The organism is Paracoccus sp. pheM1, assembly GCF_018499825.1.
Lineage (GTDB): Bacteria > Pseudomonadota > Alphaproteobacteria > Rhodobacterales > Rhodobacteraceae > Paracoccus > Paracoccus versutus.
In genome coordinates this window covers 376,411-400,163 of sequence record NZ_JAGXCX010000001.1, presented here as the reverse complement: position 1 = coordinate 400,163, position 23,753 = coordinate 376,411, and the positions used below count along the sequence as shown (strand labels likewise).

Annotated in this window: 22 protein-coding genes; 11 read left to right on the top strand and 11 right to left on the bottom strand. The window is 69.0% G+C overall.

The annotated features are described in order from the left end of the window. The first annotated feature begins 41 nt into the window (after positions 1 to 41). Both KF941_RS02100 and KF941_RS02095 read left to right on the top strand, forming a co-directional pair. Positions 42 to 389 carry an STAS domain-containing protein gene (locus KF941_RS02100; protein ID WP_036754272.1) on the top strand — a complete coding sequence of 116 codons (348 nt, stop codon included), beginning with the start codon at positions 42 to 44 and terminating at the stop codon, positions 387 to 389. Positions 390 to 448: 59 nt separating this feature from the next. Then, a complete protein-coding gene (locus KF941_RS02095; protein ID WP_240540191.1) occupies positions 449 to 943 on the top strand; it encodes an ATP-binding protein in 495 nt (164 codons plus the stop codon). A gap of 2 nt (positions 944 to 945) precedes the next feature. Here the strand turns inward: KF941_RS02095 and hspQ are convergent, their stop codons facing one another. The 6 genes from hspQ to KF941_RS02065 all read right to left on the bottom strand — a co-directional run bounded on the left by hspQ (position 946) and on the right by KF941_RS02065 (position 7,961). Further along, positions 946 to 1,278, bottom strand: coding sequence for a heat shock protein HspQ (gene hspQ, locus KF941_RS02090; protein ID WP_072462378.1), 333 nt, complete (start codon positions 1,276 to 1,278; stop codon positions 946 to 948). A 301-nt stretch (positions 1,279 to 1,579) separates the two neighbouring features. Next, on the bottom strand, positions 1,580 to 2,041 hold the full coding sequence (locus KF941_RS02085; protein ID WP_072462379.1) for a CreA family protein: 462 nt from the start codon (positions 2,039 to 2,041) through the stop codon (positions 1,580 to 1,582). A 473-nt stretch (positions 2,042 to 2,514) separates the two neighbouring features. Then, positions 2,515 to 4,143 (bottom strand): Na/Pi cotransporter family protein, encoded by a 1,629-nt coding sequence (locus tag KF941_RS02080; protein ID WP_214272423.1) that lies wholly within the window; start codon positions 4,141 to 4,143, stop codon positions 2,515 to 2,517. 177 nt (positions 4,144 to 4,320) lie between these two features. Continuing rightward, entirely contained in the window at positions 4,321 to 5,049 is a 729-nt protein-coding gene (locus KF941_RS02075; RefSeq protein WP_036754262.1) for a metallophosphoesterase, read from the bottom strand. Between the two features lie 52 nt (positions 5,050 to 5,101). Beyond that, complete coding sequence (gene serA, locus KF941_RS02070) at positions 5,102 to 6,691, bottom strand: phosphoglycerate dehydrogenase (protein WP_214272422.1); 1,590 nt, start codon at positions 6,689 to 6,691, stop codon at positions 5,102 to 5,104. 115 nt (positions 6,692 to 6,806) lie between these two features. Beyond that, a complete protein-coding gene (locus KF941_RS02065) occupies positions 6,807 to 7,961 on the bottom strand; it encodes a phosphoserine transaminase (RefSeq protein WP_214272421.1) in 1,155 nt (384 codons plus the stop codon). Between the two features lie 194 nt (positions 7,962 to 8,155). Between KF941_RS02065 and serB the strand changes: the two genes are divergently transcribed. The 3 genes from serB (at position 8,156) to KF941_RS02050 (ending at position 11,344) form a co-directional block, all read left to right on the top strand. Next, entirely contained in the window at positions 8,156 to 9,031 is an 876-nt protein-coding gene (gene serB, locus KF941_RS02060) for a phosphoserine phosphatase SerB (RefSeq protein WP_214272420.1), read from the top strand. A 94-nt stretch (positions 9,032 to 9,125) separates the two neighbouring features. After that, the gene (locus KF941_RS02055; RefSeq protein WP_036754257.1) at positions 9,126 to 9,818 is read left to right on the top strand and encodes a CDP-alcohol phosphatidyltransferase family protein; all 693 of its coding nucleotides are present in this window, start codon (positions 9,126 to 9,128) and stop codon (positions 9,816 to 9,818) included. Between the two features lie 56 nt (positions 9,819 to 9,874). Next, entirely contained in the window at positions 9,875 to 11,344 is a 1,470-nt protein-coding gene (locus tag KF941_RS02050) for an ABC transporter substrate-binding protein (RefSeq protein ID WP_214272419.1), read from the top strand. A 64-nt stretch (positions 11,345 to 11,408) separates the two neighbouring features. On the opposite strand, the gene KF941_RS02045 is transcribed toward KF941_RS02050, so the two are convergent. The 3 genes from KF941_RS02045 to KF941_RS02035 all read right to left on the bottom strand — a co-directional run bounded on the left by KF941_RS02045 (position 11,409) and on the right by KF941_RS02035 (position 13,804). Next, positions 11,409 to 12,320 (bottom strand): lytic transglycosylase domain-containing protein, encoded by a 912-nt coding sequence (locus tag KF941_RS02045; protein WP_214272418.1) that lies wholly within the window; start codon positions 12,318 to 12,320, stop codon positions 11,409 to 11,411. A gap of 71 nt (positions 12,321 to 12,391) precedes the next feature. After that, entirely contained in the window at positions 12,392 to 12,931 is a 540-nt protein-coding gene (locus KF941_RS02040; protein WP_214272417.1) for a hypothetical protein, read from the bottom strand. Between the two features lie 129 nt (positions 12,932 to 13,060). Continuing rightward, positions 13,061 to 13,804 carry a L,D-transpeptidase gene (locus KF941_RS02035; RefSeq protein WP_072462386.1) on the bottom strand — a complete coding sequence of 248 codons (744 nt, stop codon included), beginning with the start codon at positions 13,802 to 13,804 and terminating at the stop codon, positions 13,061 to 13,063. A gap of 309 nt (positions 13,805 to 14,113) precedes the next feature. Here KF941_RS02035 and KF941_RS02030 point away from each other — a divergent pair, with 309 nt between their 5' ends. After that, positions 14,114 to 14,374 (top strand): GlsB/YeaQ/YmgE family stress response membrane protein, encoded by a 261-nt coding sequence (locus KF941_RS02030; protein ID WP_024844092.1) that lies wholly within the window; start codon positions 14,114 to 14,116, stop codon positions 14,372 to 14,374. A 64-nt stretch (positions 14,375 to 14,438) separates the two neighbouring features. Here KF941_RS02030 and KF941_RS02025 read toward each other — a convergent pair whose 3' ends face one another. Next, positions 14,439 to 15,740, bottom strand: a complete 1,302-nt coding sequence (locus tag KF941_RS02025) for a D-amino acid dehydrogenase (protein ID WP_036754241.1) — start codon at positions 15,738 to 15,740, stop codon at positions 14,439 to 14,441. A gap of 252 nt (positions 15,741 to 15,992) precedes the next feature. Here KF941_RS02025 and KF941_RS02020 point away from each other — a divergent pair, with 252 nt between their 5' ends. The 4 genes from KF941_RS02020 to KF941_RS02005 are packed head-to-tail and all read left to right on the top strand — an operon-like array spanning position 15,993 to position 21,039. Next, entirely contained in the window at positions 15,993 to 17,627 is a 1,635-nt protein-coding gene (locus tag KF941_RS02020; protein WP_036754237.1) for an MFS transporter, read from the top strand. Positions 17,628 to 17,675: 48 nt separating this feature from the next. Then, positions 17,676 to 18,614: an ABC transporter permease gene (locus KF941_RS02015; RefSeq protein WP_036754233.1), complete on the top strand. Its 939-nt coding sequence runs from the start codon at positions 17,676 to 17,678 to the stop codon at positions 18,612 to 18,614. After that, positions 18,611 to 19,420, top strand: coding sequence for an ABC transporter permease (locus KF941_RS02010; RefSeq protein ID WP_214272416.1), 810 nt, complete (start codon positions 18,611 to 18,613; stop codon positions 19,418 to 19,420). Before KF941_RS02015 ends, KF941_RS02010 begins: the two co-directional genes overlap by 4 nt. Beyond that, positions 19,417 to 21,039, top strand: coding sequence for a dipeptide ABC transporter ATP-binding protein (locus KF941_RS02005; protein ID WP_214272415.1), 1,623 nt, complete (start codon positions 19,417 to 19,419; stop codon positions 21,037 to 21,039). The genes KF941_RS02010 and KF941_RS02005 overlap by 4 nt, the downstream gene beginning before the upstream one ends. Before the next feature lie 411 nt (positions 21,040 to 21,450). Here the strand turns inward: KF941_RS02005 and KF941_RS02000 are convergent, their stop codons facing one another. Continuing rightward, positions 21,451 to 22,407: an L-malyl-CoA/beta-methylmalyl-CoA lyase gene (locus tag KF941_RS02000; protein ID WP_036754223.1), complete on the bottom strand. Its 957-nt coding sequence runs from the start codon at positions 22,405 to 22,407 to the stop codon at positions 21,451 to 21,453. 166 nt (positions 22,408 to 22,573) lie between these two features. Here KF941_RS02000 and KF941_RS01995 point away from each other — a divergent pair, with 166 nt between their 5' ends. After that, positions 22,574 to 23,434 (top strand): D-amino-acid transaminase, encoded by an 861-nt coding sequence (locus tag KF941_RS01995; RefSeq protein WP_072462389.1) that lies wholly within the window; start codon positions 22,574 to 22,576, stop codon positions 23,432 to 23,434. Positions 23,435 to 23,753: the final 319 nt, after the last annotated feature.

Below are 23,753 nucleotides of genomic sequence, written 5' to 3'. Positions count from 1 at the left end.
CTAGAACGGGGGCGAGCATACAGAAAACAGCGGAAGCCAGAATGCAACTGACATTGCTGCCCCAGCCCGACGGGCTGACGATCCGCGTCGATGAAAAACGCCTCGACGCCGCCATTGCCACCGCCTTCAAGGACCGCGTGCGCGGCATGATCGCCGGCGGCGGCGCGCAGGTGACGCTGGACCTGCGCGGGGTCGAGTTCATGGACAGTTCCGGCCTTGGCGCGGTGATCGCGATCTACAAGGCCATGCCCGCGGGGCGAAAGCTGACGCTGACCGGGCTGACCCCGAATGTCGAGCGGGTGTTCCACCTGACGCGGATGGACACCGTGCTGACGATCCGCAAGTCTGCCGAGATCCCCGCCGCGCGCCCCGAAGGCCCAGAAAGATGAGCGTTTCGCCCGAACCGGCCGGAAAGCGGCTTCGCCAGCCCCCGCCACCCCGCCAACCGATGTTCCACCGCATCTTCCGCGCCGATCCCGCCACGGTGCGCGCCGCGCTGCTGTTCCTGCGCGAAAGGTTCGACGGCAGCGCCGGGGACGAGGTCATCGCCAAGCTGGAACTGGCGTTGGCCGAGGTGCTGAACAACATCTGCGAACACGGCACCCGATACGAGGCGCTGCGCCTGGGCGGCCGGCCGCATGCGCCGCTGATCCACCTGTGCGTCGCGCGCCATGTCGGCGGCATCGCCTGCGCGGTGACGGATGACGGCCGGCCGCTGCCCTCCTCCTGCCTCGACATGCACGACCTGCCCTGGACCGGCCCGCCGCCCCAGGATGCCGAGGCGATCCTGCTGCTGCCCGAGGGCGGCTTCGGCTGGTTCCTGATCCAGGAACTGACCGCCTCGCTGTGCTATTTCCGCGAGGGGCGGCGAAACTTCCTGGCCTTCGTCGTTCCGGTAGCCGATCCGGGGCCGCAAGCCGCGCCCGCCCCCCCGGACGCCTGACCTCAGTTCAGGCCGAATTGCAGCGGATAGCGGCCGTCCTGGAATTCGCCGAACATCTCCGTCACCTCGGGATGTTCCAGCGGCTCGCCGGAATGATCCGGCACCAGGTTCTGCTCGGAGACATAGGCGACGTAATAGGTCGCCTCGGTTTCGGCATAGAGGTGATAGAACGGCTGGTTGCGCGAGGGGCGCGATTCCTCGGGGATGGATTCGTACCATTCCTCGGTGTTGGAAAACTCCGGGTCCACGTCGAACACCACGCCGCGGAACGGATGTTCGCGATGGCGCACCACCTGGCCCAGACTGTATTTCGCGCTCTTGGACGGAATCCGCATCTCACCGTTCCTGTTTGGCGCGGCTCTTACAACCACCGGGCGCCGCTGTCCACCTGTGGGGCCGCAAACCACCTGCCCGCCCTGGCGTTGACGCGAGGGCCGGGACATTCCGCATCGGGACGGGGCCGCAGCGCCGGGCCACAGTGCCCGCCCTATCGACGGCCGTGCCCGCGCTGCGGCTTGGCCCCATCGGCCAGGCCCGCGCGAACCGGCGCTGCGGGCTGCGGGCTGCGGGCTGCGGGCTGCGGGCTGCGGGCTGCGGGCTGCGGGCTGCGGGCTGCGGGCTGCGAATGCCGCAGTTTCACCGGGCCGGCAAGGCCTCGCCCGGCTCCAGCGCCACGGTCGAGATCGACATCTTGGCCGAGCCTTCCTTCACCTGATCGGCATGGGCAAGATAGACCAGCACCTGGTTTTCCTCGTCATAGATCCGCTTGACCCGCAGCGACTTGAAGATCAGCGAGCGCGAGGCGCTGAACACGTCCTCGCCCTTCGGCCCCCGGCGGATGTCGCCGATCGTGACCGGGCCGGTCCGGCTGCATTCGATGGCCGAGTTCGACGGATCCTCGAACCAGTTGCCCTGGCTCAGCCGGTCGATCACCGAACGGTCGAAATAGGCCAGGTGGCAGGTCACGCCCTGCACCTGGGGATCGGCGATGGCCTCGACGATGATGTCGTTGCCGACCCAATCCACGCCGACCTTGCCGACCACCTCGGCCGAAACGGGCGCGGCCATCAGCGCCAGGGCGGCAATCCATGTCTTCATCTCGTTCTCCGGGGCAGCGAAACCGGACCAAGCATGGCAAGCCCGCACCGCCGCCGCAAGCCCCGCTGCCCGCGGCACCCCCAGGCATGGGCCCGGCACCGCGGGCGAATCGCGCCACCCGCGGCGCCCCGGCAAAGCGCGGCGCAAAAGCCGCCCGTCCCCTGCCGGCAGGATCGCCATGCCGGCCCCCGAGAACCGGCCCGCGCAAGACCGGGGCTGACCCGTGCCGGCCGCGCGGGATCCCTGGACACACGCCGCACAAAATCCAAAGGCCGCGCACCGAAACGCCCACCCCGCCGGATAAGGGTTTCCCGCGCTCGGCCGATGAATCTCCACCACCCGGCACGGCGGGCCATCCAGCCGGTCCGGGCCGCGCGGCTCGCCGGACAGCGGCTTCCGCCAGGACCGAAACCCGCGATGCGCTCGCGAACGGTCCGGCCGCGTCAGCCCGATGGCTTCGCCCGATCCGGCCGTCAGCCCCGCTTGAGCCGGCTTTCGATCAGCAGGTCGGCCTCGTCCAGGATCGGATGCGCGACCGAGACGATATGCGCATTCACCCGCTTCAGGTCGCGCAGGATGTCCAGGTGCAGCGAAGAGGTCTGCTGGCTCTCCGCCCGCCCCTCGCGCAGCCGCATCAGGTGGCGCTGCGCCGACATGCGCTCCAGCCGGCGGATCTCGACCTTCTCCTCCATCAGCTGCCGCGCCAGGTCGCGGTCGCGGGTCATGAAGACGGTCTGGGCCAGCCGCAGGTTCTCGATGGTCATCAGGAACAGCCCGTCGAGTTCGCGATAGCCCTCGTCGGAAAAGCGCAGGGCCAGCGCCGCCTTCTTGCGGATCTCGGGGCCGAGCCCCTTGTCGATGATGTCGCCGACATGTTCCAGGTTGATGACGTAATCCAGGATGGTGATGGCCTGGCGCCGCTGATCCTCGCCCGCCTCGCGGCCCAGGCGGGAGAGAAAGCTCTTCACCTCCTGCTGCATGCGATCCACCCGCTCTTCCAGCACGGAAACCTCGGCCAGCGGCGCATCGTCGCCGCGGTCGAAGGCGGTGTGGGCTTGCTGCAGCATCCGTTCGACCACATCGCCGATGGCCAGCGCCGCGCGGCTGGCGCGGGCCAGCGCCACCGCCGGCGTGTCCAGCGCCTGCCCGTCGAGCAGCTGCGCCTCGATCGGCGGCGGCGCCTCATCCTCGTGCAGGATGAGCCCGGTCAGCCGCGTGACCAGCCCCGAGAAGGGCCAGATCGCCGCGGCCAGCACCAGGTTGAAGGCCAGATGCGCCTCGACCGCCAGCCCGGTTTCCGGCAGGGGCACGGCGGTCAGCACCTGCGCCGCCTGGCCCGCCAGGGGCAACGCGACAAGGCAACCGACGGCGCGCACGACCAGGTTGCCCAGGGCGACGCGGCGGGCGGCGATGCCCTGCCCGGCCGTGGCCAGCACTGGCGGGATCGCCCCGCCCAGGTTGGCGCCCAGCACCAGCACCACGGTCAGCGCCGGCTCCATCCCCAGCGACAGCACCAGCATCACCACCGCCAGCGAGGACGAGCAGATCACCGCCAGCCCCGCCGCGATGGCCAGCGCCACCGGCCAGGCATTGCCCAGCATGGCCAGGAAGGTCGCCATGGCCGCGGATTCCCGCAGGGGCTCGGTCGCATGGCCCAGCAGGCCCAGCGACAGCAGCATCAGCGCGATGCCGATCAGCGCGAGCCCGCCGCCCGACCAGCCGCGCCGGGACTGGCGGCGCATGGCATAGCCGGCCAGCAGCAGCACCGGCACCAGCGCCTCGATCCCCGAGGCGACGATCCAGGCGGTCAGCGCCGTGCCCAGGTTGGCGCCCAGCAACACGATCTGGGCCATGCGCGGCCGGATCATGCCGCGATCCACGAATGAGGCCGTCATCAGCGCCGTCGCGGTCGAGCTTTGCAGCCCCAGCGTCGCCACCAGCCCCGAAGCAAAGGCCCGCAGCCCGGTGCGCGTGCCCCGCCCCAGCGCCATCTTGAGCCTGACGCCAAAGGCGCGCACCATCCCGTCGCGGACCAGGCCAAGCCCGAAAAGCAGCAGCGCCACGGCCCCGGCGAGCTGGAAGATGACGGAAAGGGACTGCACGGCGCCTCACCTCCTGACACGCCACGCATGGCGCATAGGGCTGATATTTGGCCCCTCGTGCCAAGGGGTCAATGGATGCGTAGGATTTGAGACATTTCCCGCCGGTGCCCTGGCAAGCCTGCCACAGGGCCGGGCTCAGGGGGCCGGGCTCAGGGGGCCGGGCTCAGGGGGCCGGGCTCAGGGGGCCGGGATCGGCTCGCGCCCCGCCTCGGTCAGCAGATGCAGCCCGGTTTCGTCGAAGACGACCACGCTCAGCGGCCCGCCATAGGCCGCGCCGGTGTCGATGGCCAGGCGGTTGCCGAAATGCGTCACCTGCTTGACCGGGCTGTGGCCATGCACCACCAGCAGGCCGTGATCGCTGGCATCGTCCAGGAAACCCTTGCGGATCCAGACCAGGTCGTGCTCGGTCTGCCGGGCCAGGTCGACGCCGGGGCGGATGCCGGCATGGACGAACAGCGCCTGCGGGACCAGGTGCCACAGCGGCAGCGCATCCAGCCAGCGCAGATGCGCCTCCGGCACGGCGCGCAGCACCTCGGCATGGGTGCGGGCGGGGTCGCGGATCTCGACGCCGTAGGAGGCCAGCGTCTCGGCCGCGCCCAGCGAGGGATGCTCGAGCCAGTGCCGCCCCGAGGCCAGTCCGGGGTCGATCCATTCCGGCTGCCAGGCAAAGCGCGGCAGGAAACGGTCGTGATTGCCCTTGAGGACGATCCAGGGCAGCCCCTCGGCCTGGCCGCGCATCAGGTAGTCGACCACGCCGCGCGAATCCGGGCCGCGGTCCTGCAGGTCGCCGACATGGACCAGCCTGCCGCCGCCGCCATGCGCGGCATCGTCGCGCGCAATCAACTCATGCGCCGCGCGCAGCAGGTCGAGATGGCCGTGAATGTCGCCGATGGCATAGGTCCGCATGCAAGCCCCGCAAATGAAAACCCCCGGAGCCTAGTCCGGGGGTTCGCAAGGTTCAAACCTCGAATTGCAGCGGCCGCACCTGCAGGAACTTGCCGGTGGCGCGCAGCGCCTCCAGCGCCTCGGGCTTCAGCGTCTCGTCGAGGTAGAGGATGGCGATGGCATCGTCCCCGGTCTTGGTCCGGCCCAGGGTGAAATTGGCGATGTTCACGCCCAGGTCGCCCAGGGTCATGCCCAGCGCGCCGATGACCCCCGGCACGTCGCGGTTGCGGGTGTAAAGCATATGCTCGCCGATCTCGGCATCGACATTGATGCCGCGGATCTGGATGAAGCGCGGCTTGCCGTCGCTGAACACGGTGCCGGCGATGGACCGCTCGCGCGTGTCGGTGACGACGGTGGCCTTGATATAGCCGTCGAAGACGCCCGACTTGGCCTGGGTGGTGGTCGCCACCTGCACCCCGCGCTCGGCCGCCATGACCGGGGCCGAGACCATGTTCACGTCCGGGTTCGTGGCCTTCATCACCCCGGCGATCACCGCGGCGTTCAGCGCCTTGAGGTTCATCTCCGAGGCGACGCCGTCGTAAAGCACGTTGATCGCCTTGATCGGCTCGTCGGTCATCTGGCCGATGAAGGCGCCCAGGTGCCCGGCCAGCTTCAGCCAGGGCCCCATCACCGCCGCTTCCTCGGCCGTGACCGAGGGCATGTTCAGCGCATTCTGCACCGCGCCGGTCAGCAGGTAGTCCGACATCTGCTCGGCGACCTGCAGGGCGACGTTCTCCTGCGCCTCGGTGGTCGAGGCGCCCAGGTGCGGCGTCACCACCACGTTCGGCAGGCCGAACAGCGGGCTCTCGGTCGCCGGCTCGGTGGCGAACACGTCCAGCGCGGCGCCGGCGACATGGCCCGATTTCAACAGCGCGGCCAGCGCCTCCTCGTCGATCAGCCCGCCGCGGGCGGCATTGACGATGCGCACGCCCTTCTTGGTCTTCTCCAGGTTCTCGCGCGACAGGATGTTGCGGGTCTTCTCGGTCAGCGGCACGTGCAGGGTGATGAAATCGGCGCGGGCCAGCAGCTCGTCCAGCTCGACCTTCTTCACGCCCAGCTCCTTGGCCCGCTCCTCGGACAGGAAGGGGTCATAGGCCAGCACCTTCATCTTCAGCCCCAGCGCCCGGTCGATGACGATGGAGCCGATGTTCCCCGCGCCGATGACGCCCAGGATCTTGTTGAAGACCTCGACCCCCATGAAGCGGTTCTTCTCCCACTTGCCCTCATGGGTCGAGACGCTGGCCTCGGGCAATTGCCGCGCCACGGCGAACATCAGCGCGATGGCGTGCTCCGCCGTCGTCACCGAGTTGCCGAAGGGCGTGTTCATCACGATGACGCCCTTCTTCGAGGCGGCCGGAATATCGACATTGTCCACCCCGATCCCGGCGCGGCCGATCACCTTCAGGTTGGTGGCGTTCTCCAGCAGCTTCGCCGTCACCTTGGTGGCCGAGCGGATGGCCAGCCCGTCGTACTGGCCGATGATCTCGGCGAGCTTTTCCTTGTCCTTGCCGACATCCGGCAGGTAGTCCACGTCGACGCCGCGGTCGCGAAAGATCTGGACGGCGGTTTCCGAAAGCTTGTCCGAAACAAGAACCTTGGGCATTTCTCTATCCTCTGGATATGCGGGGGCCGGCAGCGCGCCGCAGGCGCTGCAACTCGGCTTCTTTCGTGTCCAAATATCCCGGGGTCCGGGGCAGCGCCCCGGCCCGGCAGCGCGCTCAGGCGACTTCCGCCTGCGCCTCGATCTCGGCCTCGAAGGCATGTTCGATCCAGGGCATCAGCGCCGCGACATCGGCCGTCTCGACGGTCGAGCCGCACCAGATGCGCAGGCCGGGGGGCGCGTCGCGATAGGCGCCGGCATCCAGCGCCACCCCTTCCTTCTCCAGCCGCTTGGCGACGGCCTTGGCGAAGGCGGCGCCGTCCCGGATCCGCGGATCGGTGAACTTCAGGCAGACCGAGGTGGTCGAGGCCGTGGCCGGATCCTCGGCCAGGTCGGCGATCCAATCCTTGCCGGCGATGAAGCCGCGCACGGCCTTCGCATTGGCCTCGGCGCGGGCGACCAGCGCCTTGCGGCCGCCAAGGGATTGCGCCCATTTCAGCGCCACCAGGTAGTCCTCGACGCACAGCATCGAGGGCGTGTTGATGGTCTCGCCCTTGAAGATGCCCTCGATCAGCTTGCCGCCCTTGATCATGCGAAAGATCTTCGGCAGCGGCCAGGCGGGGGTATGGCTCTCCAGCCGCTCGACGGCGCGCGGGCTCAGGATCAGCACGCCATGCGCGCCCTCGCCGCCCAGCACCTTCTGCCAGCTGAAGGTCACCACGTCGAGCTTGTCGAAAGGCAGCTCCATCGCGAAGGCGGCCGAGGTGGCGTCGCAGATGGTCAGCCCGGCGCGGTCCGCGGGGATCGCGTCGCCGTTCGGCACCCGCACGCCCGAGGTGGTGCCGTTCCAGGTAAAGACCACGTCGTTGTCGAAATCGACCTGGGCGAAATCCACGATCTTGCCGTAATCGGCCTTGCGGACCACCGCATCCAGCTTGAGCTGCTTCACGACATCCGTGACCCAGCCCTCGCCGAAGCTTTCCCAGGCCAGCATCTCGACCTTGCGCACGCCCAGAAGCGACCACAGCGCCATCTCGACGGCGCCGGTGTCCGAGGCGGGAACGATGCCGATGCGGTAATCCGCCGGCACGCCCAGCACGTCGCGGGTCAGGTCGATGGCCTCGGCCAGCTTGGCCTTGCCCACGGCGGCCCGATGCGAGCGGCCCAGCGGCGCGTCGGCAAGCATGTCCAGCGAGAAATTGGGGATCTTGGCGCAGGGGCCCGAGGAAAAGCGCGGATTGGCCGGCCGCGCGGCCGGAGCAGTCTTGCCCATGATGTTAGCCTTCCAGCTATGAAGCGCCGCGTTGGGGCGGCGTGTCCCGCTGATGGCCTTAGCGCCGCCGAAGGATTCCCGCAAGAAAAAATTGCAAGCCATGCATGCGACAGTTTTTCGGCATGAATCCGACTGATTGATCCCCCGCGGCGCTTTGGCTAGTGCTGCCGGAAACAACCGCCAAGGGGGCCAGCATGTTCACCGTCACCATCCTTGCCGCGCCCAGCCGCGCGGACCTGTCCGCCGCGCTGGTCGACGACCTGCGCCGCGCCTGGGATGGCGGGCATGTCATCTGGCTGGCCCAGGGCATCGCCGCCGAATTTCCCCTCGCCGCCGAGCCGGCGGATTTCTGGCAGACATGGGAACGGCTGCAGGCCGAGGGCTTCGACCTGGCGATCCAGCCCACCCGCGGCCGGCGCAAGGCGGTGCTGCTGGCCGACATGGATTCGACCATGATCCAGCAGGAATGCATCGACGAGCTGGCCGATGTCGCCGGCGTGGGCGAGCGCGTCGCCGCCATCACCGCCCGCGCCATGAACGGAGAGCTGAACTTCCACGAGGCCCTGCTGGCCCGCGTCGGCCTGCTGGCCGGCCTGCGCGAATCGGCCATCGCCGAGGTGCTGGACAGCCGCATCACCCTGGCCCCCGGCGGCCGGCAGCTGGTGGCGACGATGCATGCGCAGGGCGGCTATGCCGCGCTGGTCTCGGGCGGGTTCACCGATTTCACCGGCCCCGTCGCCCGCGCGCTCGGCTTCGACGAGCATCGCGCCAACACGCTCCTGGCCGAGGAAGGCGTGCTGACCGGCCATGTCGCCCTGCCGATCCTGGGCCGCGAGGCCAAGGTCGAGGCGCTGCGCGACATCACCGCCGCCCGCGGCCTGGCCCCCGCCGACGTGCTGGCGGTGGGCGACGGCGCCAACGACCTCGACATGCTCAAGCTGGCCGGCATGGGCGTCGCGCTGCACGCCAAACCCGTGGTCGCAGCCCAGGTGGGCTTGCGAATCAACCACGGCGACCTGACCGCGCTGCTCTATCTGCAAGGCTACGCGGCCGAGGAATTTGCCGCATAGGGCCGTCGGCCGCCCGCATCACCCCGCGGCAAAAGCGCAGGGCACGGACCCGCACGAACTTGCGATCATGACCCATCGGTGACAGAAGCAGGGGATGAATCCGCGCCTCAAAGCCCTGACCGTCCACCTGCTGACCGCGACCGGAGCGGTGCTGTCCATGCTTGCCCTGCTGGCCGCCGTCCGGGGCGAATGGTCGCAGATGTTCTTCTGGCTGGTCATTGCGCTGATCGTGGACGGCGTCGACGGCCCGCTGGCGCGGCGCTATCACGTCAAGACCAACTGGCCGACCTATGACGGCGTGTTGATGGACCTGATCATCGACTACCTGACCTATGTCTTCATCCCGGCCTATGCGCTGTTCATGTCGGGGCTTTTGCCGGGCTGGACCGGCTGGATCGCGATCATCGCCATCACCTATGGCAGCGTGATCTATTTCGCCGACACCCGGATGAAGACCCGCGACAATTCCTTTGCCGGCTTCCCCGCCTGCTGGAACATGGTGGTGCTGGTGCTGTTCGCGATCAAGCCGGATTTCTGGCTGACGCTGGCCATCGTCGTGGCGCTGGCGATCGCCATGTTCACCAATCTCAAGTTCATCCACCCGATGCGCACCGAACGCTGGCGCCTGGTCTCGCTGCCCGTCACCGTGGCCTGGGTGGGGTTCTCGGTCTGGGCGGTGCTGGTCGATTTCCACCCCGAAAGCTTTGCCCGCTGGGGGCTGCTGCTCAGCTCGCTGTGGCTGATGTTCGCGGGCCTCGCCCAGCAGCTGACCGAGCGGCGGGCTTGATCGCCGGCCGTTTTGCCGGGAAGCTGCGCCCAGGGATCAGCCCAAGGGGGACGGGGATGCTTGCGAAACTGATGCAGACGGCCGCGCTGGCGGCGATTCTGGCCACGCCGGCGCTGGCGGCGCCGGATTCGATCACGCTGGCCATGGTGCTGGAGCCGCCGAACCTGGACCCGACCGGGGGCGCCGCCGCCGCCATCGACGAGGTGGTCTATGCCAATGTCTTCGAGGGCCTGACCCGCATCGCCCCCGACGGCAGCGTCAAGCCCGGCCTGGCCGAAAGCTGGGACAGCGCCGACGGCCAGACCTACACCTTCCGCCTGCGCCCCGGCGTGACCTTCCACGACGGCGCCGCCTTCGACGCGCAGGACGTGGTCTTTTCGCTCGACCGCGCCCGCGCGCCCGACAGCACCAACGCCCAGAAGGCCCTGTTCGAGGGCATCGAGACGGTCGAGGCCCTGGACCCGCTGACCGTCCGCGTCACGCTCAAGGCGCCGGACGGCGGCTTTCCGTTCAAGATGGCCTGGGGCGACGCGGTGATGGTGGACGAGGCCAGCGTGGCAGGGATCGCCACCAGGCCCGTCGGCACCGGCCCGTTCCGCTTCGGCGAATGGCGGCAGGGCGACCATATCCGGCTCGACGCCTTCGAGGGCTACTGGGGCGAAAAGCCGGCGCTGAAAACCGCCACCTTCCGCTTCATCGCCGATCCCAGCGCCGCCTTCGCGGCGATGATGGCGGGCGACATCGACGCCTTCCCGATCTATCCCGCCCCGGAAACCCTGGCGCAGCTGCAGGCCGATCCACGCTTCAAGGTGCTGGTCGGCACCACCGAGGGCGAGACGATCCTGGCCATGAACCACAAGCACCCCGCGCTGGCCCAGGCCAAAATACGCGAGGCCATCGCCCATGCCGTCAACCGCCAGGAAATCATCGACGGCGCCATGTTCGGCTATGGCACGCCCATCGGCACGCATTTCGCCCCCCACCATCCCGATTACGTCGACCTGACCGCGAAATCGCAATACGATCCCGAACTGGCGAAAACGCTGCTGGCCGAGTCGGGCACCCAGATCCCGGCCCTGCGCCTCGCCCTGCCGCCGACGCCCTATGCCCGCCGCGGCGGCGAGATCGTGGCGGCCGAATTGCGCGCCGTGGGCATCCAGACCCAGATCACCAACATGGAATGGGCGCAATGGCTGGAACAGGTGTTCAAGAACGCCGATTACGACCTGACCATCATCAGCCATGTCGAGCCGATGGACATCGGCATCTACGCCCGCAAGGATTATTACTTCAACTACCAGAACCCGGCCTTCGACGAAACCATGGCCCGGCTCGACGCCGCCACCGACCCGGCGGAACGCTCGGCGCTGCTGAAACAGGCGCAGGAAATCATCGCCGGCGATCATGCCAACGCCTTCCTGTTCCAGCTGGCGAAGACCGGCGTCGCCAAGGCGGAAATCGAGGGGCTGTGGGAAAACGCCCCGATGCCCGCAAACGACCTGACCCAGGTGCACTGGACGAAATAGGGGCGTCGAGTCCGGCTTCTTCGTTCCCCAAATACCCAAGGAACGCCGCCACCCGCGCGGCGTTTCAGTTCTTCAGCACCAGGCACCGCCCGCCCAGGCCCCGCAGCCGGTTGCAGAAGGCATGGGCCTCGGACTTCGAGGAATAGCCGATCTGCGCGGTGAAAAGCTTCCTCGGCCCGCCCGAGATCTTGCGATGCACATAGCTCACGCGCTTGCCGCCCAGGATCGGCCGCAGCTGCCGGTTCAGCCGCGCGACCTGCGCGCTGGCCCCCGACTGGCTGGGATGGGTGGCGACGATCACGCCCCAGGGCCAGGGATGGTCGGGGGTCTGGAACTCGCGCAGCTTGCGTGCGCTGGCCAGGTCGATGCAGGCCTGGCGAAAGGGCCGCTCCTTGTCCAGCCGCACGTCCAGCCGCTGGGGCGGATCGTCGCGCCAGATCCAGGCGGTCTGGCCGGTGATCGCCTGGACATAGTCCTGCGTCTCCCAGGGCAGGCCGCCCCCCTGCGAGACGAAGCGCGCGGCACGGTTCTCGCCGCCGTTATAGGCCACCGCGGCCAGGCCGACATTGCCGAAGCTCGCCGTCAGCGTCGCCAGGTAGCGCGCCGAGGCCTCGATGGCCTTGGCCGGGTTGAAGGGATCGTCCAGCCCGACCATCTCGGCGGTGCCGGGCATGAATTGCGCGATGCCCATGGCGCCGACCGGGCTGATCGCGCCCGGCTCGAACAGGCTTTCCTTCCACAGCAGCCGGGCGAGGAAATGCGGGTCGAGCCCGTTCTTCCCCGCCGCCCGCTCGATGGCCGAGCAGACATCGGGCACATAGGCGGCGACCGAAATGCAATAGGTGCCGTCATCCGTGCAGCGCAGCTGGTCCGGGGGCGGCGGCGGGCCATGGACCGCGTCCTCCGCCGCCTGGACGGGGAGGGTAAGGAAAGCGGCGGAAACGGCGGCGGCAAGGGCCAGAACCGGACGGCGCATGGTGAACCCGGATGGAGTGGTCGGATGTCCAATAGCAGGCAAGGCGCGGCTTGGGAACCGTGCCTGCGCGCTTACTGGGCCTTCTTGCCCTTGCCCTTGCCGCCCTGCCCGTTGCCCTTCGCGGCGGGTTTTCCGGCTTCCGCCGCCCTGGCCGATTTGCGCGCGGCGCGGGCGGCCTCTTTCTCGGCCGCCTTGGCCGCCTGTTTCGCGGCCTTGCGCTCGGCCTTCTCGGCCTCCTTCACCCGCTTCTTCTCGGCCCTCTCGGCCTCCTTGATGCGCTTCCTCTCGGCCTTGTCGGGCAGCGGCCGCACCGGGCGCGGGGACTTGGACGGCGCGGCAGAAGCGGGGGCGGCAGGCTCGGCAGCCACATCCGCGGCGGGCTCGGCCTGTTCGGCGCGGCGGCGCTTTTCGGCGGCGGCGCGGCGCATCGCCTGGGCCAGCGCCTTGCGCACCGCCTCGTCCTGTTCGCTTTGCTTCATCGCGCGCAGGTCGCGCTGCAAGGCGGCCAGCGCGGCCTGATCCAGCAGGCGCAGCGCCGCGGTCTGGGTCTGCTCGGCAATCGCATCCAGGTCGCGCGAGGCGGAGGCGGTCGGATCGGCGGGCTTGGCCATGGGCTCTCTCCTTTCAGGCTGGGCGGATCAGGGCGGAATCTGCCACGCCCGGCCGGCGCTGGCCAGAAAAAGAACGCCCCGGCCGTGGACGGGCCGGGGCGGGCATGGGGTCGGAACCGGAAGGCGCGGTTATTGCGCGGCCTGGGCCTCGGCGGTCTGCACCTCGCCCGCGGGCGCCAGGTAGCCGTTGGGCAATTCGACCAGCGGCCCTTCCAGCGCCAGGCTTTCGGCGCGGGTGCGGACCTTGACCGCGGTGCCGCTGGGGATCTCGTCGAACAGGTCCATGATGTCCTGGTTGAACAGCCGGATGCAGCCGGCCGAGGTCGCCTTGCCGATCGAGGACGGGTCCATCGTGCCATGGATGCGATACATGGTGTCGCGCCCGCCCTTGTAGAGATAGAGCGCGCGCGAGCCCAACGGGTTGTCCACCCCGCCGCGCAGCCCGCCCTTGAGCGGGCCGTAAAGCTCGGGCTGGGTGCGGACCATGTTGGCGGTGGGCGTCCAGCTGGGCCAGGCATGCTTGCGGCCGATGGTTGCGCTGCCCTGGAAGTTCTTGCCCGCCTGGCCGACCGCGACGCCATAGCGCATGGCCTCGCCACTGCCCAGCACGTGATAAAGGAAGCGCGCATAGGGATCGACGACGATGGTGCCGGCGCCTTCGGGGCCGTTGTAGGGCACGCGCTGGCGGCGGTTGCGCTCGGTCAGATAGGCGGGGCGGACGGCGTTGATCTCGATCGGCTCGCCGTTGGGGCCGGTATCGGTCCGCGCGCCATAGACGCCGTGGTCGGGCGGCGGTTGGGTCGGGGTCTCGGCGGCAGGCGCACAGGCGGCAAGGCCAAGGCCCACCACCAGCAAAAGCGGAACAAGGCGCATCGTTTTTCCCTTCATAGCGCACCGCGCCCAGGGGCGCGGCGGTGGCAGCTGTGAGATTGCGTCGAATGACGCGCCCGACCCGAGCAGAGGGCGGGCAAGAGTTGCAACCCCTTATCAGCCCTTCCGGTTCTGCGGCGTCAAGCCTTGGACCCGCCGGACATGCGCAATCGTTGCCGAACTGTTGCCCAAACGCGCGATTTTCCGCGCCTGCCGGGCCCGATCCGCGGGATTCGGAACCGGCGCGGGGCCAGCGACGTTGGCTTGCCGATCGGCCAAGCGCCGCAAACCCGCAAGGAAAGGAAGCTTTTCATGACCCTGACCGCCTTGCTCATCACGCTCATCATCGGGGCGATCGCCGGCTGGCTGGCCGGGCTGATCGTCAAGGGCCATGGCGAGGGGCTGCTGATGAACATCGTCATCGGCATCCTGGGCGCCGTGATCGCCGGCTGGCTGTTTCCGATGCTCGGCCTGGGCATGAGCGCCTCGGCCCCCATCCTCGGCACGATCATCTTCGCCACCCTGGGCGCGGTGATCCTGCTGGTGGTGCTGCGCCTCGTCAAGCGGGCCTGACACCGCGCCGCACGGCGAAAGGGGGCCTTTGAAAGGCCCCCTTTTTCCATGCTTGCCGCGATTTTCAGGCGCGGGCGGGTTGCAGCGCCGGCCGGCCCGCGGCCTTGGCGCCGCGCAGGTAACGGGCATAGCCCAGATCCTCGGCCGCGATGTCGGGCTTGCGCCCCGAGATCAGGTCGGCGATCAGCCGCCCCGAGCCCGCCGACATGGTCCAGCCCAGCGTCCCGTGGCCGGTGTTGAGGTAAAGGTTCGGGATCGGCGTCGCGCCGACGATGGGCGTGCCGTCCGGCGTCATCGGCCGCAGCCCGGTCCAGAACAGCGCCTTTTCCGCATCGCCCGCGCCGCCGAACAGCTCGCCCACCGATTTCGCCAGCGTTTCCTTGCGCCGCGGATTCAGGCTCAGGTCGTAGCCGGCGATCTCGGCCAGCCCGCCGACGCGGATTCGGTCGCCCAGGCGGGTGATCGCGACCTTGTAGGTCTCGTCCATCACCGTCGAAACCGGGGCGCGGCTTTCGTCCTGGATGTCGATGGTCAGCGAATAGCCCTTGAGCGGATAGACCGGCAGCTTCAGGCCCAGATGCCGCACCATGCGCGGCGAATAGGAGCCCAGCGCCAGAACATAGCGATCCGCGGTCAGCCGGCCCTTGTCGGTGCGCACGGCGCTGATGCGGCCGCCCTCGGCCTCCAGCGCCTCGATGCCGACGCCCCAGCGGAAGGTCACGCCCGCCGCCACGGCCATCTCGGCCAGGCGGTTGGTAAAGAGGAAGCAGTCCCCGGTCTCGTCCCCCGGCAGGCGCAGCCCGCCGACGATCCGCTCGGCCGAACCGGCCAGCCCCGGCTCGGCGGCGACGCAGCCGTCGCGGTCCAGAACCTCGAAGGGCACGCCATCGGCGCGCAGCACCTCGATGTCCTTGCCGGCCGCATCCAGCTGCTGCTGCTTGCGGAAGACCTGCAAGGTGCCCTGCGTGCGCTCGTCATAGCGGATGCCGGTTTCGGCCCGCAGCTCGCCCAGGCAGTCGCGGCTGTATTCGGCCAGCCGCACCATGCGGCTCTTGTTGACGGCATAGGCCGAAGAGGTGCAGTTCCCCAGCATCCGCGCCATCCAGGAAACCCGCTGCCAGTCCAGCCTGGGCTGGATCACCAGCGGCGCATGGCGCTGGAACATCCATTTCAGCGCCTTCAGCGGCACGCCCGGCGCCGCCCAGGGCGAGGAATAGCCGGGCGAGATCTCGCCGGCATTGGCAAAGCTCGTCTCCAGCGCCGGCCCGTCCTGCCGGTCGATCACCGTCACCTCATGCCCGGCCTTGGCCAGATACCAGGCCGACGTGACGCCCAGGACACCGGCCCCAAGAACGATGATCTTCATAGTCGCGCACCCCCCAAAATCCGAGTCGAGGGCAAGGATAGCAGCCGGCGCGGAAATGAAATCCCGATTCCGGCGGAAAATAGGCTTCATGCATCACATAATCATCGTATCTACGGTATTTTCTCGAATATTCTTCGATCATATTGCGGATAGACGAAAGATCGCCGCGATACGGCAAGAATCGGCCGGCCGGATTGCGGCCCGGCGGGGCTCTGCCTAAGCTTGGCCGGATTGTCCCAGGTTTTTCGGATCATGCCAGCAACAGCCCGCAAGAGCCCCTTTGCCCCGTTCCGCCACCGCGACTTCCGGCTGCTGTGGTCGGCGACGCTGATCTCGAACTTCGGCGGGTTGGTGCAGGCGGTGGGCGCGGCCTGGATGATGACGCAGCTGACCGATTCGGCGACGCTGATCGCGCTGGTGCAGGCGTCGAACACGCTGCCGATCATGCTGTTCGCGCTGCTTTCGGGGGCGCTGGCCGACATCTTCGACCGCCGCACGCTGCTGCTGGGGGCGCAGGTCTTCATGGCCGCGGTCTCGGTGCTGCTGGCGGTGCTGACCTGGCAGGGCTGGATGACGCCCTTGCTGCTCTTGTCGCTGACCTTCCTGATCGGAGTCGGGCAGGCGATCTACAACCCGCCCTGGCAGGCCAGCATGCAGGACCTGGTGCCGCGCGACGACCTGCCGGCGGCGGTGTCGCTGAACTCGGTGGGCTTCAACCTGATGCGTTCGGTCGGGCCGGCGGTGGGCGGGATCATCACCGCCGCCTTCGGCGCGGCGGCGGCATTCGCGGTCAATGCGGCAAGCTATATCCCGCTGCTCGGCGCGCTGATCCGCTGGCATCCGGTGACGCCGCCCCGCACCACCACGCCCGAGCCCTTCGTCGCCGCCGTGGGCGCGGGCCTGCGCTATGTGGCGCTGTCGCCGAACCTGATGCGGGTGCTGTCGCGCGGGGCGCTGTTCGGCTTTTCGGCCATCGTGGTCATGGCGCTTCTGCCGCTGGTGGCCAAGCAGAACCCCGCCGGGGGCTCGCTGCTGTTCGGGCTGCTGCTGGGCTGCTTCGGGCTGGGCGCGATCGCCGGCGCGCTGATCAACCCGCTGGTGCGCGAGCGGCTGGACAACGAGAACGTGGTCCGCGTCGCCTTTGCCGCCTTCGGCGCCTCGGCGCTGATGCTGGCGCTGACCGAAAGCACCTGGCTGCACGCGCTGGCCATGCTGCCCGCCGGGGCCAGCTGGGTGCTGGCGCTGTCGCTGTTCAACGTCACCGTGCAGCTTTCGACGCCGCGCTGGGTGGTGGCGCGCGCGCTGGCGCTTTACCAGACCGCGGTCTTCGGCGGCATGGCGGCGGGGGCCTGGATCTGGGGCTCGGTCGCCAACAACTACGACGTGAACACGGCGCTGATCGCCGCCTCGGTGCCGCTGTTCCTGGGCGCGGTGCTGGGCCATTGGCTGCGCATCCCCGAATTCGGCACGCTGGACCTGGACCCGGTGAACCGCTTTCGCGAGCCCGAGCTGGCGCTGGACCTGCGCGGCCGCTCGGGGCCGATCATGGTGATGATCGACTATGAGATCGACCAGCTCGACGTGCCCGAGTTCCTGCGGCTGATGGCCTTGCGCCGCAACATCCGCCGCCGCGACGGCGCGCGCAACTGGGCGCTGTTGCGCGACCTGGAACATCCCGAGCGCTGGACCGAAAGCTATCACATCGCCACCTGGGACGAATATGTGCGCCACAACCTGCGCCGCACCAAGGCCGATTTCGAGACCTACCAGGACTTGAACAAGCTGCATCGCGGGACCGAACCGCCCGTGGTCCACCGCATGATCGAGCGCCACACCGTCAGCCTGGACGACGACGTGCCGCTGATCGGCAAGCTGGAAGTGCCCTGAGCGCAAAGGCCGCTTTACCGCGCCCCGGCGCCGCACTAGCGTTTCCCCATGCTGCGCTATGTGATCCGCCGCCTGATCTCGCTTGGCCTGAGCCTGCTTTTGGCCTCGGCGCTGATCTTTTCGGTGGTCGAGCTGGTGCCGGGCGACCCGGCCAGCTTCATGCTGGGCACCGGCGCCCAGCCCGAGACGGTGGCGGCGCTGCGCCAGCAGATGGGCTTGGACCTGCCCTTGCCGCTGCGCTACCTGCATTGGCTGGGGGGCGTGCTGGCGGGCGACCTGGGCCACAGCTTCACCTACAAGACGCCGGTGGCGGGGATGATCCTCGACCGGATGCAGGTCTCGCTGCCGCTGGCGCTGATGGCGCTGGCGCTGGCGGTGCTGATCGCCTTGCCCATCGGCATGTTCGCCGCCGCAAGGCGCGGCCGGGCGGGCGACACCGGGGTCATGGCGGCGACGCAGGTCGGCATCGCGCTGCCGAATTTCTGGTTCGCCATGCTGCTGGTGCTGCTGTTCGCGGTGAAGCTGCGCTGGCTGCCCGCCGGCGGCTTTCCCGGCTGGGACCATCCCGCGGCGGCGCTGAAATCGCTGCTGCTGCCCGCCGTGGCGCTGGCCCTGCCGCAGGCGGCGATCCTGGCGCGCGTGCTGCGCTCGGCCCTGGTCGAGACGCTGGGCCAGGACTACATCCGCACCGCCCGCGCCAAGGGGCTGAGCGCCGGGCAGGCGCTGTCGCGCCACGCGCTGCGCAATGCGCTGATCCCGGTGCTGACCATCATGGGGATGCAGTTTTCCTTCCTGCTGGCGGGGGCGATCATCATCGAGAACGTGTTCTACCTGCCCGGCCTTGGCCGGCTGATCTTCCAGGCCATCACCCAGCGCGACCTGATCGTGGTGCAGGGCGCGGTGCTGGTGCTGGTGGCGGCGGTGATCCTGGTCACTTTCCTGGTGGACCTGTCCTATGCGCTGGTCGACCCGAGGCTGCGCAGATGAGGGCATCGCTGATCCTGGGCGCGCTGCTTTCCGGGCTGGCGCTGGTCGCGGCGCTGGTCTCGTTCCTGTGGACGCCGGCCGACGTGACGCAGCTTGCCATCGCGCAAAAGCTGCTGCCGCCCTCGGGCCAGCATTGGCTGGGCACCGACCATTTCGGCCGCGACATGCTGTCGATGATCATGGTCGGCGCGCGCACCTCGATCGCGGTGGCGCTGGTCGCGGTGGGCATCGGCATGGGATTCGGCGTGCCGCTGGGCCTGCTCGCCGCAGCGCGGGGCGGCTGGATCGACGAGGTGGTCATGCGCGGCAACGACCTGGTCTTTGCCTTCCCCAGCCTGGTCATCGCCATCCTGATCACCGCTGCGCTGGGGCCCTCGGCGCTGAACGCGATCATCGCCATCGGCATCTTCAACATCCCGGTCTTTGCCCGCGTCACCCGCGGGGGCGCGCTGCCGATCTGGACGCTCGACTATATCCGCGCGGCGCAGGTGGCCGGCAAGGGCGCCAGCCGCATCAGCATCCAGCACATCCTGCCCAATATCGCCAACCTCTTGATCGTGCAGGGCACCATCCAGTTCAGCCTGGGGATTTTGGCCGAGGCGGGGCTGTCCTATGTCGGCCTTGGCGCGCAGCCGCCGACGCCCAGCTGGGGCCGGATGCTGGCCGAGGCGCAGACCATGGTGGCGCTGGCCCCGCATGTCGCCGTCATCCCCGGCCTGGCCATCGTCGTGACCGTGCTGGGGCTGAACCTGCTGGGCGACGGGCTGCGCGACGCGCTGGACCCCAGATCGCGCAGGTCGCCATGATCAGGACCGGCAGGCTGGCCGTCGGCATCGGCGGGCATGACATCCTGCGCGGCATCGACCTGGCGCTGCCGCCGGGCCGCATCACCGGGCTGGTCGGCGAAAGCGGCTCGGGCAAGTCCATGGCGGCGCTGGCGATCATGGGCCTGCTGCCCCAGGGCATGGCCGCCGAGGGCCGGGTGGAGCTGGACGGCCAGAACCTGCTGGAACTGCCCGAGCGCGAGCTGTGCCGCATCCGCGGCAAGCGCATCGGCATGATCTTCCAGGAGCCGATGACGGCGCTGAACCCGCTGATGACCATCGGCGACCAGGTGGCCGAGGTGCTGCGCATCCACCAGGGCCTGGACCGCAAGACGGCGCAGGAGCGTGCCCGCGACCGGCTGGACCGCGTCGGCCTGGCCGCGCCGCGCTTTCCGCTGACGCTTTACCCGCACGAGCTGTCGGGCGGCCAGCGCCAGCGCGTCGCCATCGCCCTGGCCATCGCGCTGCGTCCCGACCTGCTGATCGCCGACGAGCCGACGACGGCGCTGGACGTGACCACGCAGGCCCGCATCCTCGACCTGCTCAAGGGGCTGGTCCGGGACGAGGGGATGGCGCTGCTGCTGATCACCCACGACCTTGCGGTGGTCGCGGGCATCGCCGACCATGTGGCGGTCATGCAGCGCGGCACCATCGTCGAGGAAGGCCCGACCGAGCAGGTGTTCCGCCAGCGCCGCCACGCCTATACCCGCGCGCTTTTCGCCGCCTCGACCCACCAGCCGCGGCTGGTGCTGCCCCCGGCGCAGCCGCGGCCGCTGCTGCAGGTCGAGGGGGCGGTGCGCGAATACCCCCTGCCCCGCCGCGGCCTGGCCGCACCGCGCGAAACCCTGCGGGCGGTGGACGGGGTCGGCTTTCGCCTCGACGCCGGGGAATCGGTCGGGCTGGTCGGCGAATCCGGCTGCGGGAAATCGACGCTGACGCGGGCGATCCTGGGGCTCGACCCGCTGCAGGGCGGCCGCATCCTGCTGGACGGGCAAGAGGTGCGCGCCGGCCGCGCTATGGCCGCGGGGCTGCGCGCCAGGATGCAGGTGGTGTTCCAGGATCCCTTCGGCAGCTTCGATCCGCGCTGGCGGGTCGAGCGGCTGGTGGCCGAGCCCTTTCACCTGACCGGCCTGCCCCGCGACTGGCGCGAGCAGGTGGCCGAGGCGCTTTACGAGGTCGGCATTACCGGCGACGCCATGCGCCGGCACATCCACGAATTTTCCGGCGGCCAGCGCCAGCGCATCGCCATCGCCCGCGCGCTGATCATCAAGCCGCGGCTGATCGTGCTGGACGAGGCGGTCAGCGCGCTGGACGTGCGGGTGCGGGCGCAGGTGCTGGACCTGCTGGCGCGGCTGCGGGGCAGCCACGGGCTGGCCTATCTGTTCATCAGCCACGACCTGTCGGTGGTGCGCCAGATCACCGACCGGGTGCTGGTGATGGAAAAGGGCCGCATCGTCGAGGCCGGCCCCACCCACCAGGTGCTCGGACAGCCGCAGCATCCCTATACGCAAAGCCTGCTGGCGGCGACGCCCCGCATCCCGGCGGCGTGGCAGGCTCACATTCCGGTCAACGGCCTTGCGCTTTCGCCGCCCGCTCCATAACTGCTGCGGACTTGTTCTAAGCGAGACGGGACATGACACGCGAAGATCACGGCAAGGGCCCCGCCGCCGGCCGCAGGAATCGCCCGGCTTCCGCGGGAAAGCCCGCCTTCCGTTCCCTGATGGGCAGCGGCCTGCCGGCCATGCCCGAATCACCGATTCCCGACCTGGCCCGGCGCAACCGCACGCCCGATCCGCTGCAGCCGCGCCCGGCCATGGACGGCGCGGGAAGCCGAACCCCTGCCGGCGCGCGGGGAACGCTGCGGCAACCGCATTGAATCTGCATGAAAATCGGCGAAATCCCAGCCGCGGGGCCTGAATGACAACAGGCCCCGCGCAGCCGCAGGGCCTGTTGCTCCTCCCCTGTCATGGCGGCCAGCCTCCCCGCGTAGCCGCCCAGGTATCTCTTGCCGATCAGGCTTCGATCAACTCTGCCTGACGCACGATCACTTGTGCCTGACGGATGGACGCTATGTCAACCAGTCTACCTTTGTATACCGTCGCGCCGGCGCCGGTCCGCTTGGCTTCCTCCATCGCGGCCAGGATCTCGCGCGCCTCGGTCACGGCCTTTTCGCTGGGCGAGAAGACCTCGTTGGCCAGCGCCACCTGCTTGGGATGGATCGCCCATTTCCCGACCATGCCCAGCGTGGCCGAGCGGCGGGCCTGCGCCCGGAAGCCCTCGTCGTCGCTGAAATCGCCGAAGGGGCCGTCCACCGGCAGCACGCCATGGGTGCGGCAGGCGGCGACGATGGCGGTCTGCGCCCAGTGCCAGGGGTCGGACCAGTATTTCGCGCCCTCATGCAGCATGTAGTAGTTTTCCTGGGTGCCGCCGATGCCGGTGGTGGCCATGCCCATGCTGGCGGCGAAATCCGCCGCGCCCAGGCTCATCGCCTGCAGGCGGGGCGAGGATGCCGCGATCTCCTCGACATGGGCGATGCCGGCGGCGGATTCGATGATGACCTCTAGGCCGATGCGCTTCTGCCGGCCCTTGGCCGCCTCGATCGCCGTCACCAGCGCGTCCACCGCATAGATGTCGGCGGCATTGCCGACCTTGGGGATCATGATCTGGTCCAGCCGCTCGCCGGCCTGCTCCAGCAGGTCGACCACGTCGCGATACCACCAGGGCGTGTCCAGCCCGTTGATCCTGACCGACAGGGTCTTGGTCCCCCAGTCGATGTCGCCGACGGCCTGGATCACGTTGCGGCGCGCCTGCTCCTTGTCGTCGGGGGCGACCGAATCCTCCAGGTCCAGGTTGATGACGTCGGCGGCCGAGCCGGCCATCTTTTCGAACAGCGCCGCGCGCGAGCCGGGGCCGAAAAGCTGGCAGCGGTTCAGGCGGGCGGGCGCGGGGGGTTGCGTGCGGAAGGACATGGCTTGCCTTTCGGGTAAGGATGTTTCAAACGGCGCTGCGAAACTGATAGATAATTGCTGCGGCTGCATCAAGCTGATTTTGCACCTGCGAAAACCCCCGCATCTTGACGCCCTGCCGCTTTCGGCGCAGGACCGCGCTAGCAGGCCCTGGGACAGGAGAAACGACATGACCCGCACCGTCTATCTGAATGGCGACTATCTGCCGGAAGCCGAAGCCAAGGTGTCGATCTTCGACCGCGGCTTCGTGATGGGCGACGGCGTCTACGAAGTGACCAGCGTGCTGGGGGGCAAGCTGCTGGACTTTGCCGGCCACATGACGCGGCTGACCCGTTCGCTGGCCGAACTCGGCATGGGCAATCCGCTGGGCGACGACGAATGGCTGGCCGCGCATCGCCAGCTGGTGGCGCTGAACGAGGTGGTCGAGGGCATGGTCTACCTGCAAGTCACCCGCGGCAATCCCGGCGACCGCGACTTCGCCTATCCGCCCGAGGACACGCCGCAGACCGTGGTCATGTTCACCCAGTCCAAGCCCGGCCTTGCCGACAATCCGCAGGCCAAGACCGGCATCCGGGTGATCTCGATCCCCGACCTGCGCTGGCACCGGCGCGACATCAAGACGGTGCAGCTGCTCTATCCCTCGATGGCCAAGATGGAGGCCAAGCACCAGGGCGTCGACGACGCCTGGTTCACCGAGGACGGCTTCGTGACCGAGGGCACCTCGAACAACACCTATATCGTCAAGGACGGCCGGATCGTCACCCGCCCGCTGTCCAACGACATCCTGCACGGCATCACCCGCGCCTCGCTGCTGCGCTATGCGGCCGAGGCGCAGATGCAGATCGAGGAACGCCCCTTCACCATCGCCGAGGCGCAGGCGGCGGACGAAGCCTTCTTCACCTCGGCCTCGGCCTTCGTGATGCCGGTGGTCGAGATCGACGGCGTGGCGCTGGGCAGCGGCCGGCCCGGCCCGGTGGCGACCCGCCTGCGCGAGATCTACCTCGAGGAATCGCGCCAGTCCGCGATCTGACCCCCTGGGCGCAGATAGTCGAAAAGGCGCACGGGCCGGCCCCGCGCGCCTTCTCCATGACCCCTGCCCCCGATCAGGTCGCCGCGCCCTTGCGTCCAGGGTGATCGCGCCCACGTCGCGGACCAGGGTATCGCGCAGGATGGCCATGTCCTCGCCATCCAGCACCACGCGCATATCGTCGCCGTCCTGCACCAGCACATATTCCTCGGCGCCTGCATAGTCCTCGGCCAGGGTGATGGCGATGGTGTCCCCGCCGGCATAGGCGATGTCGGCCGCACCGCCCGCATCGCTGCGCAGCACGATCAGGTCGGCGCCATCG

What these genes read in the sequence shown, in the direction of transcription:
- KF941_RS02100 (WP_036754272.1), top strand. Translation starts at nt 42, where the DNA reads ATGCAACTGACATTGCTGCCCCAGCCCGACGGGCTGACGATCCGCGTC.
- KF941_RS02095 (WP_240540191.1), top strand. Translation starts at nt 449, where the DNA reads ATGTTCCACCGCATCTTCCGCGCCGATCCCGCCACGGTGCGCGCCGCG.
- hspQ (WP_072462378.1), bottom strand. Translation starts at nt 1,278, where the DNA reads ATGCGGATTCCGTCCAAGAGCGCGAAATACAGTCTGGGCCAGGTGGTG.
- KF941_RS02085 (WP_072462379.1), bottom strand. Translation starts at nt 2,041, where the DNA reads ATGAAGACATGGATTGCCGCCCTGGCGCTGATGGCCGCGCCCGTTTCG.
- KF941_RS02075 (WP_036754262.1), bottom strand. Translation starts at nt 5,049, where the DNA reads ATGCGGACCTATGCCATCGGCGACATTCACGGCCATCTCGACCTGCTG.
- serA (WP_214272422.1), bottom strand. Translation starts at nt 6,691, where the DNA reads ATGCCCAAGGTTCTTGTTTCGGACAAGCTTTCGGAAACCGCCGTCCAG.
- KF941_RS02065 (WP_214272421.1), bottom strand. Translation starts at nt 7,961, where the DNA reads ATGGGCAAGACTGCTCCGGCCGCGCGGCCGGCCAATCCGCGCTTTTCC.
- serB (WP_214272420.1), top strand. Translation starts at nt 8,156, where the DNA reads ATGTTCACCGTCACCATCCTTGCCGCGCCCAGCCGCGCGGACCTGTCC.
- KF941_RS02055 (WP_036754257.1), top strand. Translation starts at nt 9,126, where the DNA reads ATGAATCCGCGCCTCAAAGCCCTGACCGTCCACCTGCTGACCGCGACC.
- KF941_RS02050 (WP_214272419.1), top strand. Translation starts at nt 9,875, where the DNA reads ATGCTTGCGAAACTGATGCAGACGGCCGCGCTGGCGGCGATTCTGGCC.
- KF941_RS02045 (WP_214272418.1), bottom strand. Translation starts at nt 12,320, where the DNA reads ATGCGCCGTCCGGTTCTGGCCCTTGCCGCCGCCGTTTCCGCCGCTTTC.
- KF941_RS02040 (WP_214272417.1), bottom strand. Translation starts at nt 12,931, where the DNA reads ATGGCCAAGCCCGCCGATCCGACCGCCTCCGCCTCGCGCGACCTGGAT.
- KF941_RS02035 (WP_072462386.1), bottom strand. Translation starts at nt 13,804, where the DNA reads ATGCGCCTTGTTCCGCTTTTGCTGGTGGTGGGCCTTGGCCTTGCCGCC.
- KF941_RS02030 (WP_024844092.1), top strand. Translation starts at nt 14,114, where the DNA reads ATGACCCTGACCGCCTTGCTCATCACGCTCATCATCGGGGCGATCGCC.
- KF941_RS02025 (WP_036754241.1), bottom strand. Translation starts at nt 15,740, where the DNA reads ATGAAGATCATCGTTCTTGGGGCCGGTGTCCTGGGCGTCACGTCGGCC.
- KF941_RS02020 (WP_036754237.1), top strand. Translation starts at nt 15,993, where the DNA reads ATGCCAGCAACAGCCCGCAAGAGCCCCTTTGCCCCGTTCCGCCACCGC.
- KF941_RS02015 (WP_036754233.1), top strand. Translation starts at nt 17,676, where the DNA reads ATGCTGCGCTATGTGATCCGCCGCCTGATCTCGCTTGGCCTGAGCCTG.
- KF941_RS02010 (WP_214272416.1), top strand. Translation starts at nt 18,611, where the DNA reads ATGAGGGCATCGCTGATCCTGGGCGCGCTGCTTTCCGGGCTGGCGCTG.
- KF941_RS02005 (WP_214272415.1), top strand. Translation starts at nt 19,417, where the DNA reads ATGATCAGGACCGGCAGGCTGGCCGTCGGCATCGGCGGGCATGACATC.
- KF941_RS02000 (WP_036754223.1), bottom strand. Translation starts at nt 22,407, where the DNA reads ATGTCCTTCCGCACGCAACCCCCCGCGCCCGCCCGCCTGAACCGCTGC.
- KF941_RS01995 (WP_072462389.1), top strand. Translation starts at nt 22,574, where the DNA reads ATGACCCGCACCGTCTATCTGAATGGCGACTATCTGCCGGAAGCCGAA.